The sequence below is a fragment of the Thioalkalivibrio sp. ALD1 genome, from assembly GCF_000381245.1.
GTDB lineage: Bacteria > Pseudomonadota > Gammaproteobacteria > Ectothiorhodospirales > Ectothiorhodospiraceae > Thioalkalivibrio.
This window is the reverse complement of record NZ_KB906241.1, coordinates 333,371-347,081: the sequence shown is the minus strand read 5'-3', so window position 1 is coordinate 347,081 and position 13,711 is coordinate 333,371. Positions and strand designations below refer to the sequence as shown.

The following is a 13,711-nucleotide window of genomic DNA, read 5'->3' as shown; positions in this document are numbered from 1 at the left end:
CGGGGCGCGGTTCATGGCGCGCCACGCCGCTCGCGGTTCAATTGCTACGCTGAATCAGTCGTCCGGGGTGTCCATGACGGCACTGATGCGGCGGACCACCGTGGTCAACAGCGCCATGCGCACGAACACGGCCCCGCGGGCCTGGGCGAAGTACCAGTTGTGCGGGGTGTCGTCGAGATCCGTGGACAATTCGTCACCGCGGGCCAGGGGGTGCAGGATGACCGCGCCCTTCTTGAGCGGCGAATTGCGGTCCAGTTTCAGACCCTCGCCCATGGATTCGAAGGTATCGCCCACCCAGGCAATCGCGTTGATGTAGACGACGTCCAGTTCCGGCAGCAGCGGGTCCAGTTCGTGCACTACGCGAAGTTTCAGGCCAGCCTCTTCCAGTTCTTCGCGCTGGCCGGGATCGAAGTTCTCGTCCTCACGCGAGATGATCGCTACCTCTTCGACCGCATCCGGGAACAGGCTCAGCATGCGCAGCAGCGAACGCACGGTGCGCATGCGCGAGGGCACCCCGATGATCCCGACCTTGATGCGGTTCTCCGCGGCCACGGAGCCGGTGAACAGTTCCGGTCGCCACTTGGCCAGGGTGTAGACATCGGCCAGGGCCTGGGTTGGATGCTCGTCGATGCCGTTGCCGGCGTTGACCAACGGGATACGCAGGTTCTCCAGCATGTTGTGCGCCGCCTCGCCATCCGAGGAACGCAGCACCAGCACGTCGCCGTAGTTGTTGAACATCTCGGCGATGTCCGCTAGCGACTCGCCCTTGGCGATGCCGGTGCTCTTGGGGTCGGTGATCGACATCACCGCCCCGCCCAGGCGATGCCAGGCACTCTCGAACGACAGCCGCGTGCGGGTTGAGGGCTCGTAGAACGCGCTGATCAGGATCTTGCCGGCCAGCGGCAGATGCATCAGTGCCGGCGTGGTTTCGTACTGCGCGGCCAGGCGAAAGAGCTGCAGCAATTCGTCGCGCGAGAACTGCTGACTGGAGACCACATGCGCGGCTGCCAGCTTCAGGAGCGGGTCCGGGTCTTCCTCCACCGCCTCGACTAGGGCCTTCGGCCGGTCGGTACCGGCGGCGCCGTCTTTCGGGTGGAGCACGTGCAATGGATCTTCTGTGTAGTTCACCAGAGGCGTCCTTTTTTCCAGTCGCGAATGAACATCGCCAGCAGCAGGATCGGGGTCAGTGTGGCCACCAGCGTGGCCACCACCACGATTACGGACAGGGCGGTCGTCGAGATGATCATGCGGTCCGGACCTCCTCGGCCGTGGCGTCGCGGGACAGGCGATCCCAGTCAAACGGCCGCGGCGCCAGCCAGGTACTCAGCACCATCACGGCCAGGGAAACGGCCGCGCCCACCAGTGCCGCGACATAAAAACCGATCAGGAAATAGCTGGCCAGCCCAATGCCCGACCCCAGTATCATCGACCAGGCCGCGCCGTGCGGGTTCGCGCGCCGCCAGTACAGCCCGGCCACAATCGGCCAGATCGCCGAGGCCACGAACGCACCCGTGAAGTACAGCAGCTCGGCCAGCGAGCCGATGATCGGCAGCTCGCCGCGATAGCTCGCAGCCAGCCAGGTCAGCAGACCCAGCAGCACGACGATCACCTTGGTCGCGCGGAACTGATTCTGTTCACTGGCCTGCGGGCGGATGTGGCCCCGGTAGATGTCGCGGGTAACCAGGTCCGAGGTGGCCGCCAGCAGCGAGTCGAGACTCGAGGCGAGCGCGGCGAAGACCACGATGAAAACCACGATCGCGCCGGTCAGCCCGAGCACCTCGGCCGCGACCAGCGGCCCGACCATGTCCGCGGCGGGCACATTGATGCCCAGTGCCGGCGTGGCGAGGGCGATGAAGCCGGCCACGATCGGGATCGGCAACCACAGCAGTCCGCCCAGCAGGTAGGCACGGAAGCCGACGTTGCGCCCGAAGGCGAACGCGCGCGACCACCAGACGTTGGAGTGGAAGATCTCGCCCACCCCGAACAGCAGGTTGTTGAACAGGAACATGATCGCGGCCGGGAACAGCAGGCTCAGCAGTTCCGGACGCTCTTCCATCAGGTTGAAGTGGATCGCCTCGAAGCCAACCTTGTCGATGGTCAGCCAGGCGATGAACGCCGCGCCGGCGATGATGATGATGGTCTGGATGAAGTCCGTGCCGATGACCGCGCGCAGACCGCCCAGCAGGGTGTAGATCACGCAGACGGCCAGGATCACGGTCATGCCCACGCGGTAGTCGATCCCGGCCAGGGCATTGATCAGCACCCCGCCGGCCATCGCCATCGAGACCAGCCAGCCGAAGGCGTAGATCAGAGAGACCAGCAGGAACACGCGCCAGGTGAAGGTGCCGAAGCGCAGGCGTATGAAGTCCCCGGAGGTGAAGCCGCGTGGCATCAGCTCGCGGATGCGACGCGCCAGCGGCGCGAACAGGACCAGGCCCAGCGCGCCCAGCGAATACCCGAGCATGCCCCAGACCCCCAGCTGCAGCGCCAGCTGCGGGGCAGTCATCGTAGTGTTGGCCGTCACCCAGGTGGCCATCGCGGTCGCGGTGGCCAGCGCGAGCCCCACGTTGCGACCGGCCAGCATGTGGTCCTCGGCGGTCTTGTTATGACGACCCAGCCACCAGCCGAGCGCCACCCAGAGGATGCTGAACGCAATCAGCAGCCCCCAGGCGATGGAGGTCGGGAGGATCGGGTCGTCGAGGCCGGTCACGAGGCCTCCTTCACCTTCTTGATCTCGCGGATCGCCTCGTCGGTGGTCATCACGCGGGCGTAGCGATCCTTGATGGTGGTAATCGTCGCCTTCTGCATCTCCGGGGTCACCGTCGCGGTGGCGTCGTCCATCAACGTGACATAGAAGCCCAGATCACAGGCATCGCGCACGGCCGTGGATACACACTCGTTGGAGTACACGCCGACGATGAACAGCGCCGAAATGTTCAGGTTGCGCAGGATGTAGTGCAGGTTGGTCGAGTTGAAGACCCCGCTGGCGGTCTTGTCCAGCACGATCTCGTCGCCCACCGGTGCCACCTGCTCGACGAACTCCGCGTCCTTGGAGCCGGGCGCGGCATGCAGACCCAGGCGCTTGTGTCCCGGACTGCGGTCGCGGCCGTCGTGGGTCAGTGAGCGGATGCGCGTGTGGATGACCTCCAGCCCCTGCTCGCGAAACGCGTCCTGCAGCCGGCGCACGTTCGGCAGCACCGTCTGCTCCAGGCGGTTGAAGTAGTACTCCTGCGCCTCGGGCGGTACCCCCGACTGCACCGAGTCGGCGAACACGCCGTGACCGCGCGCGGCGTCGAGGTACTGCAGGTCGATACACAGCAGGGCGACGTGATGCTCGCGCAGCTCCTGACGCAGGACCGGGGTCGTGATCAGGCTCTCCTGGTACTGCTCGCGCAGCGGATCCAGGGAGTCGTAGTCGGTGAGCTGGGAGACGTTGTCGTTATTGGCCATGCCGAGCGGTCCTTGGGTCGCGGTGACGAGAAATGCTCACGAACGGGCGGCCAGGGCCAGGGCGCTTTGCAGCGTCAGGTTGGCGCCGGTCTCGATGTCCTCCCAGTTTGTCCATTCCGCCGCGGAATGGCTACGCCCCTGCAGGCTCGGCACGAAGATCATGCCGGTACGCGTGATCGCGCTCATGCTCTGCGTGTCGTGCGCGGCCCCGCTCGGCATGGTCAGGTACTCCAGGCCCATGCGTTCGGCCGTCGCCTCGATGGTCTGCACGATGCCCGTGTCGCAGCGCACCGGATCGATCTCGGAGAGCACATCGAACTCGAACATCAGGTCGCGCCGGCGCGCGAGGCTGGACAACGTGCGGCGGGCCGCGTGGGCCAGCGCGGTCAGGACTTTCTCGTCGGTATCGCGCACCTCGAAGGAGAACGTCGCCATGCCCGGCACGGTGTTCGCCGCCCCCGGCGAGAGCTCCACGCGGCCGATGGTCGCGCGCGAGTTCGGGCTGCCGTGTTCCTCCAGCAGTCGATTGATCTCGCCGCCGAACTCGGCCAGCCCCTGGAAGGCATCGATGCGCATGTCCATGGGCGTGGTGCCCGCATGGTTCGGCTGCCCCTTCAGGCGCACCTCCCACTTGAACAGGCCGGTGATCGCCTCGACCACGCCCACGCTCAGGCCGCGGCGATCCAGCACCGGGCCCTGTTCGATATGGGTCTCGATGAAGGCATGCAAGGTGTGCGGGTCGCGTCGGGCACTCAGCGCATCATCGGCGTTAAGTCCCCAGTCCGCCATCGCCTCGACCAGGGTGATGCCCTCGAGGTCACGGGCATGGCTGATGCTTTCCGGAGTCAGCTTGCCGGCAATCGCCTGGGAACCAAACATGCCGCCAAACCGGCCCTCCTCGTCGGTAAAGTCGATCACCTCGAGCGGATACTGCAGCTCGACCGCGTTCTCCTTGGCCGTGCGCAGGACCTCCAGCCCGATCAGCACACCGAGCGCACCATCCAGTGGCCCGCCACCGGGCACGGTATCGAGATGCGAGCCCATGGCGACCACCGGGCGCTTGCCGTCGTAGTCCAGGCGACCGTGCAGATTGGCGGCGCCGTCTTGCCAGACATCCAGCCCCGCGGCCTCCAGCCGGCCACGAAACCACTCGCGCCCGGCACGGTCACCCTCGCTGAAGGCACGCCGGTGCAGACCACGGTCGGCATCGCGCCCGATCTGGGCCAGGTCGCTGATGTCCTGTTGCAAGCGCGGCATGTTGATCTTGAGTTCGTGCATCGTGTTCTCCGTCAGGGCCTCCAGCCCCGGTCGCAGTGCACGCGGATCGACGGGGCGGGGCAGATGAATTCAGTCGCGCGGCCGGCCGCGCAGGATGGCCACGATCAGGACCAGGAAGACGACGCCACCCAGTACAAAGAAGCCGAAGGCCCGGGTCAGGCTGTGATGCGCCACCTCGACGCGGGCCTCGTCGGCCCAGTCGTCCGCGCCCTCGGCCCTGAGGCGAAAGCGATACTCGCCATCCGGGAGGCCGCTGATCACGCTGCTGGTATCCCCGCCGCGATAGATCACGCGGGCGTCATCGAAGTCCGGGCCGCTTGCCTGTTCGAGTTCGACTGGGCCCTCGGCGTTCCATTGCAGTGTCAGGCCGCCATCACGCGTGTCGCTGGGCGGGTCGTCGAATCGCGGCTCGGCCAGAGCAACCAGCGGCAACAGCAGCAACAGGCTGGAGAGCAGGAGAGAGCGCATGGCGCATTCCCGGCGGCAACGCCGCTCAGGTCTTCACCTCGAACGGCTGCAGACCGGCGCGAGGCTCGGTGGTGTTCATCGCCTCGACCAGCAGGGTCAGCCCCTGATCCAGCTCCGCCAGGCGCTCGGACGGGAGGGCGTGCAACGCGCGGTTCAACTCGCCCTGGGGGGCCGCCGGGGCATCGGACAGGAGCTCCTCCCCCTTGGGCGTGACATACAGCCGTACGATGCGCTGGTCCTTCTCCGGGCGGCGGCGCTCGACCAGCCCGCTGTATTCCAGCTTGTCCAGCAGGTTCGAGGTGGTCGAGGCATGGACCGACAGCCGGCGAGAAAGATCGCTGACATTCAGCCCGGGCGTACGCTGCAGCTCCCACAGGGCCCACAACTGCGAGGCGCTGATGCCACAGGCACGCTCGACGGCCCGCGAGTGCCCCTGCAGGGCGCGGATGATCACGCGCAGCTGACGGATCACGGAACGCGGCAGATCCGGTTTCCCTTCCGTCGCGGGGCGTTGAGGTTCGTTCTGGGCAGAAACAGCTGACATCACAGTCGGGCTCAGTGTGGCTATTGCCATATAGTTTTGTACAAAAATACTATTAGCGCAAGTCTGGGCTACTCAGTCATTGGACAAGACGTGTACATGCGTCTATCTAGGGGAGGGGCCACGGAGATGGTCCATTCGGCCAGGTACGGCGATCTATTCCTTGCCGGCAATGCCATCATTAAGGACCGCGCTCGCGGTCAGATCTTGGGACGCACTACTACAGGGGACAGGGACAGGCAGGTCGGCATCAAGAGGAGTTTGACCAAACCGGCAACGTCCGCGAAGCGCGGCCATCCATCAGAGGAGTGCATATGCTGTACACCAACCCTCTCGCGGCGGGAATGGGTCAGTCGTCTCCCCAGAATGCTTGACCTCCCTGACGGACCTTTTCGGGAGGAGAACAGCATGGACAAGTACACGTTGCGCCGGCCCCTGGGTATGGGGCTGTCCGGAGCCATGGCGCTAACCTTGGCCCTTAGCCCGCAGTCCGCGGCCGCCGAGTACGACGGCATCCAGGTGGGGAATCTGACCATCGGGGGCGCCCTGCGGGCGAACTACATCCTGGGCGACTACCCCGATGGCGATCGCCGCGAATGGGGCAAAGGGGGCGACTTCACCCTGGATACCGCCCGCATCAACCTGGATTACGAGAATGGCGCCTGGCTCGGGAAGCTCGAGTATCGCTGGTACGAGGGATACAACATGCTGCATACCGGCTGGGTCGGCTATCAATTCGACAACGAGAGCCAGCTCGAAGTCGGCGTGACCCGCGCGCCCTTCGGTCCCGGACCCTGGGGTGTCTCCCAGAGCTGGTTCTTCGACCAGCACTATTACCTCGGCCTGTCGGACAACATGAACCTCGGCGCCAAGTACACGATGCCGATGGGCGACTGGACCTGGGATTTTGCCTATTTCTATTCCGATGCCGGTTCCTACTCGGGTGATACCGAAGACAGCGCCCGCTACTCCTACGACGTCGTAAACGAGACCGGAGACGGTTACGAAGAGCGTAACCAGGTGAATATCCGCGGCATTTACAGCATCCCCGATACCGATCACGAGGTGGGCTTCTCGGCGCAGTACGGAGAGCTGCGAAGTCGCGGGCCTCAGGATGACGGAGACCACTTCGCAGTATCCGGCCACATGGTCAACAGCTGGGGCAACTGGACACTAGCCAGCCAGCTGACCTATTACAAAATGGATGTGGACGAACACACGCTGCTCGACGGCAGCGTCACAGACCGCCGCATTGACATGGGCGCGTACGACTTTCCGAATACCGTGGCCACCGAGGGCTGGGTGCCGGCAATCTCGCTCAGCTACTACCACGAGACGCCAAACATCGGATGGCTCGACTTCGTGATCCCCTATGCCGAATTCAGTTCCGTGGTGAAGCGCGAGAGCGATTTCAACAACAGCGATCTTCTGGTTCTGGGTGCCGCCTGGGGCCGAGGCAACTGGTACATCTACACCGATCTCGCATACTCCAACGGCAACGAGTTTGTTGGTGGCAACCGTCGGGGCGACAACCCGTTCGGCGACCGTCTCGGTGCTAACGAGGACGACAACTGGGAGGCCCGCTTCAACATCAACTTCGGCTACTACTTCTGACGCAGATGCAGGAAGTAGCGGGCTTCATGCGGATGAGACCATGCGCTTCGGGGCCACAAAAACAAGGCACATTCACGACGCCGGACCCCCGCAGCCCGTACACGGATGGACCAAAGGCTGTCGGCGGTTCCGGACCTGTTTTCCAAGGAGGAGATCGTGAGCGACAACGCACAAGATCCACAACGGGAGATCGAGGAGCTCGAAGCCCGTTACGAGACCGATCACGAGATCGGCGAACAGAACATCAACCCGCTGGGGCTGGATCTGCACAACCCGGTATTCGCCGTCAGCGCCCTGTTGATCCTCGTGTTCGTGATCCTGTCCCTGCTGTTCCCGGAACAGGCCGACGAGGGCCTGGGCGCCACGCGCGCCTGGATCGGCGAAACCTTTGACTGGCTGTTCCTGTCGGCCGGCAACCTGTTCGTGCTGTTCTGCCTGGCCCTGATCCTGCTGCCGATCGGGAGCATCCGGATTGGTGGTCAGGATGCGAAGCCGGACTTCGGGGTGCTGTCCTGGTTCTCGATGCTGTTCGCCGCCGGCATGGGCATCGGGCTGATGTTCTGGGCCGTGGCCGAACCGGTGGGCTACTTCACCGAGTGGTTCGGGACGCCGCTCGGCATCGAGGGCGGCACCGAGGCCTCCAAGCACGCGGCCCTTGGCGCCACGATGTATCACTGGGGCCTGCACCCGTGGGCGATCTATGCCGTGGTGGGCCTGGCCCTGGCGTTCTTTGCCTTCAACAAGGGCCTGCCGCTGACCATCCGCTCCGCGTTCTACCCGATCTTCGGCGAGCGGATCTGGGGCCCGATCGGGCATGTGATCGACACCCTGGCGGTACTCGCCACCCTGTTCGGCCTGGCCACCTCCCTGGGTCTTGGGGCGCAGCAGGCGGCATCGGGGCTGGAGTCGGTGTTCGGCATCGAGGCCGGGCTGAACACCCAGGTCGCGATCATCATCGGCGTTACCGTCATCGCCCTGTTGTCGATCATGCGCGGCATCCATGGCGGGGTGCGCGTGCTCAGCAACATCAACCTGACGCTGGCGGCCATCCTGCTGCTGTTCGTGGCCCTGTTCGGCGGCTTTATCGCCTTCCTCTCCAACACCGGCATCACGTTGAGCGCCTACGCCCAGTACATGTGGCCGCTCAGCAACCCGGTGGGCCGTGATGACCAGACCTTCTACCACGAGTGGACGATCTTCTTCTGGGCCTGGTGGATCTCCTGGTCGCCGTTTGTCGGCATGTTCATCGCGCGGGTCTCGCGCGGGCGCACGGTGCGTCAGTTCGTGACCGCGGTGCTGCTGGTGCCGACGGCCGTGACCGTGATCTGGATGAGTGCCTTTGGCGGGACCGGCCTCGATCAGGCCCGCGACGGAGTCGGCGCGCTGGCCGACGGCATCAGCGACTCCTCGCTGGCGCTGTTCCAGTTGCTGGAGCACCTGCCGCTGACCACGATCACCTCGCTGCTGGCGATCACCCTGGTGCTGGTCTTCTTCATCACCTCGTCGGACTCCGGCTCGCTGGTGATCGACTCGATCACCTCCGGCGGCAAGACCGATGCCCCGCAGTCCCAGCGCCTGTTCTGGGCCACGGTCGAGGGCGTGATCGCTGGCGTGCTGCTGGCGGTGGGTGGCGCGGCCGCGCTGCAGGCCCTGCAGGCCGGCGCGGTGAGCACCGGCCTGCCCTTCGTGATCGTGCTGCTGTTCATGTGTGTCAGCCTGATGATGGGGCTGTTCCACGAACTGAAGCTGATCCGGCTGAAGGAGGCGGCCGGGTAGTGCTCCATTCGAACGGATTTCGCCGCAATGCGTAATCCACGCCCCGCCGGTTCATGACCGGCGGGGCGTTTTTCCGTGGGCGAACGCACCGACCCTCTGCCGATGGTGCGATGCAATCGAAGCGGAACCGAAGTTTATGCGCCCGGTCCGGATAACAAAGGCCGGCCAGGCCCGGAGCTCACAGAAAACCAGGGAGTCCATGATGAAGCAGTCCGCAATCGCGGCGGCGGCCGCGTTTTCGCTCTTGGGGCCCGTGCTCGCACAGGCCTCGCCACTCGGGATCGCGCACGCGCTGGATAGTCAGGACCGTGTGCTCGTGCATGCCGACGGGATGACGGCCGATGATGCGTTCATGGTGCTCGGGGCGCTGGCGGTCAAGGGGCGGCTGATGCGCGACAGTGAGTTGGGGCATGACGGATACCGCCCCGAACTGGTCGATGACCCGATGCAGCAGGTCGGCGAGACCTGGCTCGGCCTGCTGGATACGGTGCACGGCAAGCTGGTGGAAGAAGGGCGCATCCGCGCCCAGTCCGGCAGTGACGACGAGGCCGATCCGGCGGCCTATGCCGATGCCGCGTATCTCTACCATATGCATCACAGTGGCGGACGTTTCGAACACCTGGGCCTGTACGACGAAATCACCCACAACCCGGCACCGCTGATGGCGGCGCTGACGGACCACCTGGTCAACGAACGCTACGCGGACGGCGAGGTGGCCGCCGCCAACGATTCGGATCTCGACGCCCTCGCCTTCGGCCTCGACGCCTTGCACGCCCCGGCCTACGCCTGGGTGCGGCAGGACAAGCCCGGTGGCGAGGACGACATGGGGCAACTGGAGCTCCAGACCCTCGCGGGCTGGCTGGGCCACTCGCGCGAGGACATGGTCGAGATCGCCCGGGCCATGGCGGACACCGCTGACGCGGCCTGGGACGACGATGCCGGGATGTTCGTCCGCAACCAGGGCGCGGAGTGGTCGGTGGACCAGGTCGGGGCGCTGCTGCGCGGCCTCAAGGGGATCTACGAGACGCTCTACCTGTTCGGGGATGCGGACGACCAGGCGCGCGCCGAGAGGCTGGCGGATCGCACCGCCTCTATCACCCGCGCCATCGTGGCCGAAGACGGGCCGATCCGCGACTGGGGCCTGCCCGCACGTATCGAGTTCGAGGACGGCGAGGCCCACGCGGCCTCCACCCACGTCGACGTCGCCGCGCAATGGCGGTTTGTCCACCAGGTCACCGGAGGCTTTTCCCTGCTGCGCGAACGCGAGGGGACCGCCAAGCTACTGAGCGAGCGCGCACCGGAGCTGGAAGACGAACTGGGTGCGGCGATTGACCGCCTGCTCGAGGGCGCTCTCGAATACCATCTTGGGTCCGACATCGTGCCCACCCGGCTGGCCTACAAGGATGGGTCGGTGACCGACCCGACCGTAACCACCCAATCCGTCACGGCCTTCATGATGGCCGTGGCCAACGGCTACCGCACGGGCGAGGCCTTCGACAACCCGGGTGCCTGGGGCGACGACGAGGCACTGGCCGAACGCAGCCGCGCGCTGTACGACGCCTTCCTCGATCATGGCGAGCTTCTCGCTCAGCAGCTGATCATCCGGGACTGACCCGCGATGCCCGGGCGGCTAGCAGGGGGGCGAATCCGGAGTCTCGGGGCCCCGGCTGCCCTGTTGCCGGTGCTGGGCCTGGCGGTCCCGATGGCCGTCGCTGAAGACGACGTGCCGGTGCTCGACCCGGTGGAGATCACGGTGACCGCGCCCAGGCTGGCCACACCGTTGGCGGACCTGCCGGCGGCGGTATCGCGCGTGGACGAGCGCCAGGCCACCGAAGGACGCCAGGGCCTGCAGCTGGACGAGTCGCTGAACCGCGTGCCGGGGCTGTTCGCCCAGAACCGCTACAACTTCGCGCAGGACGCGCGCATCTCCATCCGCGGTTTCGGCTCGCGGGCGCCGTTCGGGGTGCGCGGGCTGCGTATCCTGCAGGACGGGATCCCCGAGACCACGCCCGACGGCCAGTCACAGGTGGATGCGATCGACCTGTTGAACCTGCGCGACATCGAGGTCCTGCGCGGGCCCAGCGCCGCGCTGTACGGCAATGCCTCCGGTGGCGTGATCTCTGCGCGCACCCGCGACGGCCGCGACCCGCGTGGCTTTGGTGGCGGGGTCATGCTGGGCAGCTATGGCTATCGCCGCGCCGAGGCCATCGCCGAGCAGGATCACGGAACCCATCGCTATTCCCTGACCGCCCACGACTTCGCCATCGACGGCTACCGCGACCAGTCCACCGCCGAGAAGCGCTACCTGCGCCTGCACACCGCCTCGGAACTGGAGGCGGGTACGCTGAACTTCCACCTGCGCTACCTCGATGCCCCGCGCACCGACGACCCTGGCGGGCTCACGCGCGAGGAGATGCGCCAGAATCGGCGCGCCGCCGCGCCCCTGGCCACGGCCCTCGACAGCACCCAGGAGGCCGAGCAGCTGACGACGGGGTTGCAGTGGGAGCAGTCGCTCGGCCCCGGCGAGCTGCGCCTCGGCGGGTTCTGGACCCAGCGCGACTACGCGCAGCAACTGCCATTTCCCGGCGACTCGCGGGTAGCCTTTGATCGCGACTTCTACGGGCTCAACGCGCAGTACGAACAGGACATCGGCCCGACCCGGGTGCTGACCGGTATTGATCTGGAGGAACAGCGCGACGACCGCACCCGGCGTTGTACCGATATCCAGGGACAGGCGAACTGCCCGGGCGGCACCCCCTCGATCGACGATCTCGCGCTGGACCAGCGCGAACGCGCCCGCTCGCGCGGGGTGTTCGTGCAGACCGACACCGCGCTGGGGTCGGACTGGAACATGGTGCTCGGCGCGCGCCACGACCGTATCCGCATGTCCATCGATGACCATTTCTCCGAGCGGGTGGGCGAACCGGATCGCTCGGATGCGCGGACCTTCCGCGAGACCAGCGCGATGGCGGGGCTGATCTGGCACTTCCGGCCCGAATACCGAGCGTACGTAAACGTGGCCACCAACTTCGAGACGCCGACCTTCACCGAGTTCGCGAACCCCGAGGGCGGGGGTGGATTCAACGCCGATCTCGACCCCCAGCGAGCGCGCAGCATCGAGGTCGGAATCCGCCGCGAGACCGGCCGCCTGGCCTGGGATGCCTCGGTCTACGCGACCCGCGTGCGCGACGAGATCGCCCCGTTCGAAGAGCCCAACGTGGACGGGCGCACCTTCTACACCAACGCCGGGCGCACCGCGCGCAACGGCTTCGAGCTGGCGGTCGACTGGTCCGCAACGGAGCAGTGGACGCTGTCCAGCGCGCTCAGCCTGAACGACTTCCGCTATCGGGATTTCGTGGACCAGCAGGGCGAGCGGCGCGACGGCAATCGCCTGCCCGGGCTGCCGCGCGAGCAGTTGTTCGTGGAGGCCGGCTGGCGCCAGGGCCCGTACTTTGTCACCGTCGATGCGCTGTACACGGGCGGGCGCTACGTGAACGACGCCAACGACGAACGGGTAGGTGGACAAACCACGCTGAACCTGCGCGCGGGCCGCCACTGGCAGGACGGCAACGCCCATGTCGAGGCCTTCGTGGCCGCGAACAACCTGCTGGATGCGGACAACGTCGACAACATCCGCATCAACGACGGCAACCGCCGCTACTACGAGCCGGCCCCGGGCCTGACCCTGATGGCCGGCATGCGCATGACCTTCGGGCGGTAAGCGGGGCGGGGCCGGTGCGGTTCGCTGCGCTCACGGCACCCTACGAACCGTCGTCGCCGACCCCATCACCGTAGGATGCACTGAGCGCAGCGAACTGCATCAAGGACAGATGCCCTAATCACGCCGCCCGGGCCCCTCCGGCGGTTCTTTCGGCTCGATCTCGTCGAGCCGCCCCTGTTCGATCTTGCGCAGGGTCTCGGGGTCGGTGGGGTCGTCGTCCTCCCAGTCATGCCGGCGATACACCGGGAACGGGTCACGGCGATAGAGGAACCAGCCGCAGACCGCACCGACAACCGCGCCGAAAAGGTGCGCCTCGAACGAGACCTTGGGGCCGCTGGGGAAAACGCCCCAGAGCATGCTGCCGTAGAGAAACAGGATGATGATGGCCACCGCGATGGACAGCGCATCGCGCCGGCGAATCCCGATCACCACGGCGAAGAACATCAGCCCGTGGGTCAAGCCCGAGGCGCCAATGTGCAGCCCCTCGCGGGCGAACAGCCAGACGCCCAGCCCCCCCATCAGCCAGATCAGCGGGACTGCAACGCGCGTGGCGCGCGGGAAGCCGTAGAGCGTGAGCATGCCAAGCACCCACAGGGTCGGCACATTGGCGAGCAGGTGGCCCCAGGAGCCGTGGATCAGCGGCGAGGTGATGATGCCCAGCGCCCCGACCGCGTCGCGCGGCAGGATGCCCAGCCGCGACCAGTCCCCGCCGACCAGGTCGTGCAGGGCATGGATGACGATCAGGATGGCGGCCCCCAGCATGGGCCAGAGCAGCGCGCGCCGAATCCGCTCGCGCTCGGCCCGGGGGTCGGCCGGGGGTACCGGCCGGCGAAGGTTCATCATCCGCCTAGCCTGCCATGCCC

General features: G+C 66.3%; 12 protein-coding genes. 4 read left to right on the top strand and 8 right to left on the bottom strand.

The features are described 5' to 3' along the window. Positions 1-54 precede the first annotated feature (54 nt). The 7 genes from F623_RS0101650 to F623_RS0101620 all read right to left on the bottom strand — a co-directional run bounded on the left by F623_RS0101650 (position 55) and on the right by F623_RS0101620 (position 5,740). Positions 55-1,128: an aspartate carbamoyltransferase gene (locus F623_RS0101650; RefSeq protein ID WP_018861033.1), complete on the bottom strand. Its 1,074-nt coding sequence runs from the start codon at positions 1,126-1,128 to the stop codon at positions 55-57. After that, positions 1,125-1,247 (bottom strand): hypothetical protein, encoded by a 123-nt coding sequence (locus F623_RS13570; protein WP_018861034.1) that lies wholly within the window; start codon positions 1,245-1,247, stop codon positions 1,125-1,127. The genes F623_RS0101650 and F623_RS13570 overlap by 4 nt, the downstream gene beginning before the upstream one ends. Next, positions 1,244-2,710, bottom strand: a complete 1,467-nt coding sequence (locus F623_RS0101640) for a sodium:solute symporter family protein (RefSeq protein ID WP_018861035.1) — start codon at positions 2,708-2,710, stop codon at positions 1,244-1,246. Before F623_RS0101640 ends, F623_RS13570 begins: the two co-directional genes overlap by 4 nt. After that, the gene (locus tag F623_RS0101635; protein WP_017925589.1) at positions 2,707-3,450 is read right to left on the bottom strand and encodes a cysteine hydrolase family protein; all 744 of its coding nucleotides are present in this window, start codon (positions 3,448-3,450) and stop codon (positions 2,707-2,709) included. The genes F623_RS0101640 and F623_RS0101635 overlap by 4 nt, the downstream gene beginning before the upstream one ends. 36 nt (positions 3,451-3,486) lie before the next feature. Next, the gene (locus tag F623_RS0101630) at positions 3,487-4,728 is read right to left on the bottom strand and encodes a Zn-dependent hydrolase (protein ID WP_018861036.1); all 1,242 of its coding nucleotides are present in this window, start codon (positions 4,726-4,728) and stop codon (positions 3,487-3,489) included. Positions 4,729-4,797: 69 nt separating this feature from the next. Continuing rightward, on the bottom strand, positions 4,798-5,196 hold the full coding sequence (locus F623_RS0101625) for a hypothetical protein (protein WP_018861037.1): 399 nt from the start codon (positions 5,194-5,196) through the stop codon (positions 4,798-4,800). Positions 5,197-5,221: 25 nt separating this feature from the next. Continuing rightward, a complete protein-coding gene (locus F623_RS0101620; RefSeq protein ID WP_038040103.1) occupies positions 5,222-5,740 on the bottom strand; it encodes a MarR family winged helix-turn-helix transcriptional regulator in 519 nt (172 codons plus the stop codon). A 405-nt stretch (positions 5,741-6,145) separates the two neighbouring features. On the opposite strand from F623_RS0101620, the gene F623_RS0101615 reads away from it, so the two are divergent. The 4 genes from F623_RS0101615 to F623_RS0101600 all read left to right on the top strand — a co-directional run bounded on the left by F623_RS0101615 (position 6,146) and on the right by F623_RS0101600 (position 12,848). Continuing rightward, positions 6,146-7,351, top strand: a complete 1,206-nt coding sequence (locus F623_RS0101615) for a hypothetical protein (protein ID WP_018868123.1) — start codon at positions 6,146-6,148, stop codon at positions 7,349-7,351. Positions 7,352-7,507: 156 nt separating this feature from the next. Continuing rightward, on the top strand, positions 7,508-9,127 hold the full coding sequence (locus F623_RS0101610; RefSeq protein WP_026278612.1) for a BCCT family transporter: 1,620 nt from the start codon (positions 7,508-7,510) through the stop codon (positions 9,125-9,127). A gap of 199 nt (positions 9,128-9,326) precedes the next feature. Continuing rightward, positions 9,327-10,739: a hypothetical protein gene (locus F623_RS0101605; protein ID WP_196799754.1), complete on the top strand. Its 1,413-nt coding sequence runs from the start codon at positions 9,327-9,329 to the stop codon at positions 10,737-10,739. A 90-nt stretch (positions 10,740-10,829) separates the two neighbouring features. Continuing rightward, the gene (locus F623_RS0101600; protein WP_369771385.1) at positions 10,830-12,848 is read left to right on the top strand and encodes a TonB-dependent receptor family protein; all 2,019 of its coding nucleotides are present in this window, start codon (positions 10,830-10,832) and stop codon (positions 12,846-12,848) included. A gap of 114 nt (positions 12,849-12,962) precedes the next feature. On the opposite strand, the gene F623_RS0101595 is transcribed toward F623_RS0101600, so the two are convergent. Further along, complete coding sequence (locus tag F623_RS0101595) at positions 12,963-13,691, bottom strand: rhomboid family intramembrane serine protease (protein ID WP_018861043.1); 729 nt, start codon at positions 13,689-13,691, stop codon at positions 12,963-12,965. Positions 13,692-13,711: the final 20 nt, after the last annotated feature.

What these genes read in the sequence shown, in the direction of transcription:
- F623_RS13570 (WP_018861034.1), bottom strand. Translation starts at nt 1,247, where the DNA reads ATGATCATCTCGACGACCGCCCTGTCCGTAATCGTGGTGGTGGCCACG.
- F623_RS0101595 (WP_018861043.1), bottom strand. Translation starts at nt 13,691, where the DNA reads ATGATGAACCTTCGCCGGCCGGTACCCCCGGCCGACCCCCGGGCCGAG.
- F623_RS0101615 (WP_018868123.1), top strand. Translation starts at nt 6,146, where the DNA reads ATGGACAAGTACACGTTGCGCCGGCCCCTGGGTATGGGGCTGTCCGGA.
- F623_RS0101600 (WP_369771385.1), top strand. Translation starts at nt 10,830, where the DNA reads ATGGCCGTCGCTGAAGACGACGTGCCGGTGCTCGACCCGGTGGAGATC.
- F623_RS0101620 (WP_038040103.1), bottom strand. Translation starts at nt 5,740, where the DNA reads ATGTCAGCTGTTTCTGCCCAGAACGAACCTCAACGCCCCGCGACGGAA.
- F623_RS0101625 (WP_018861037.1), bottom strand. Translation starts at nt 5,196, where the DNA reads ATGCGCTCTCTCCTGCTCTCCAGCCTGTTGCTGCTGTTGCCGCTGGTT.
- F623_RS0101605 (WP_196799754.1), top strand. Translation starts at nt 9,327, where the DNA reads ATGATGAAGCAGTCCGCAATCGCGGCGGCGGCCGCGTTTTCGCTCTTG.
- F623_RS0101635 (WP_017925589.1), bottom strand. Translation starts at nt 3,450, where the DNA reads ATGGCCAATAACGACAACGTCTCCCAGCTCACCGACTACGACTCCCTG.
- F623_RS0101630 (WP_018861036.1), bottom strand. Translation starts at nt 4,728, where the DNA reads ATGCACGAACTCAAGATCAACATGCCGCGCTTGCAACAGGACATCAGC.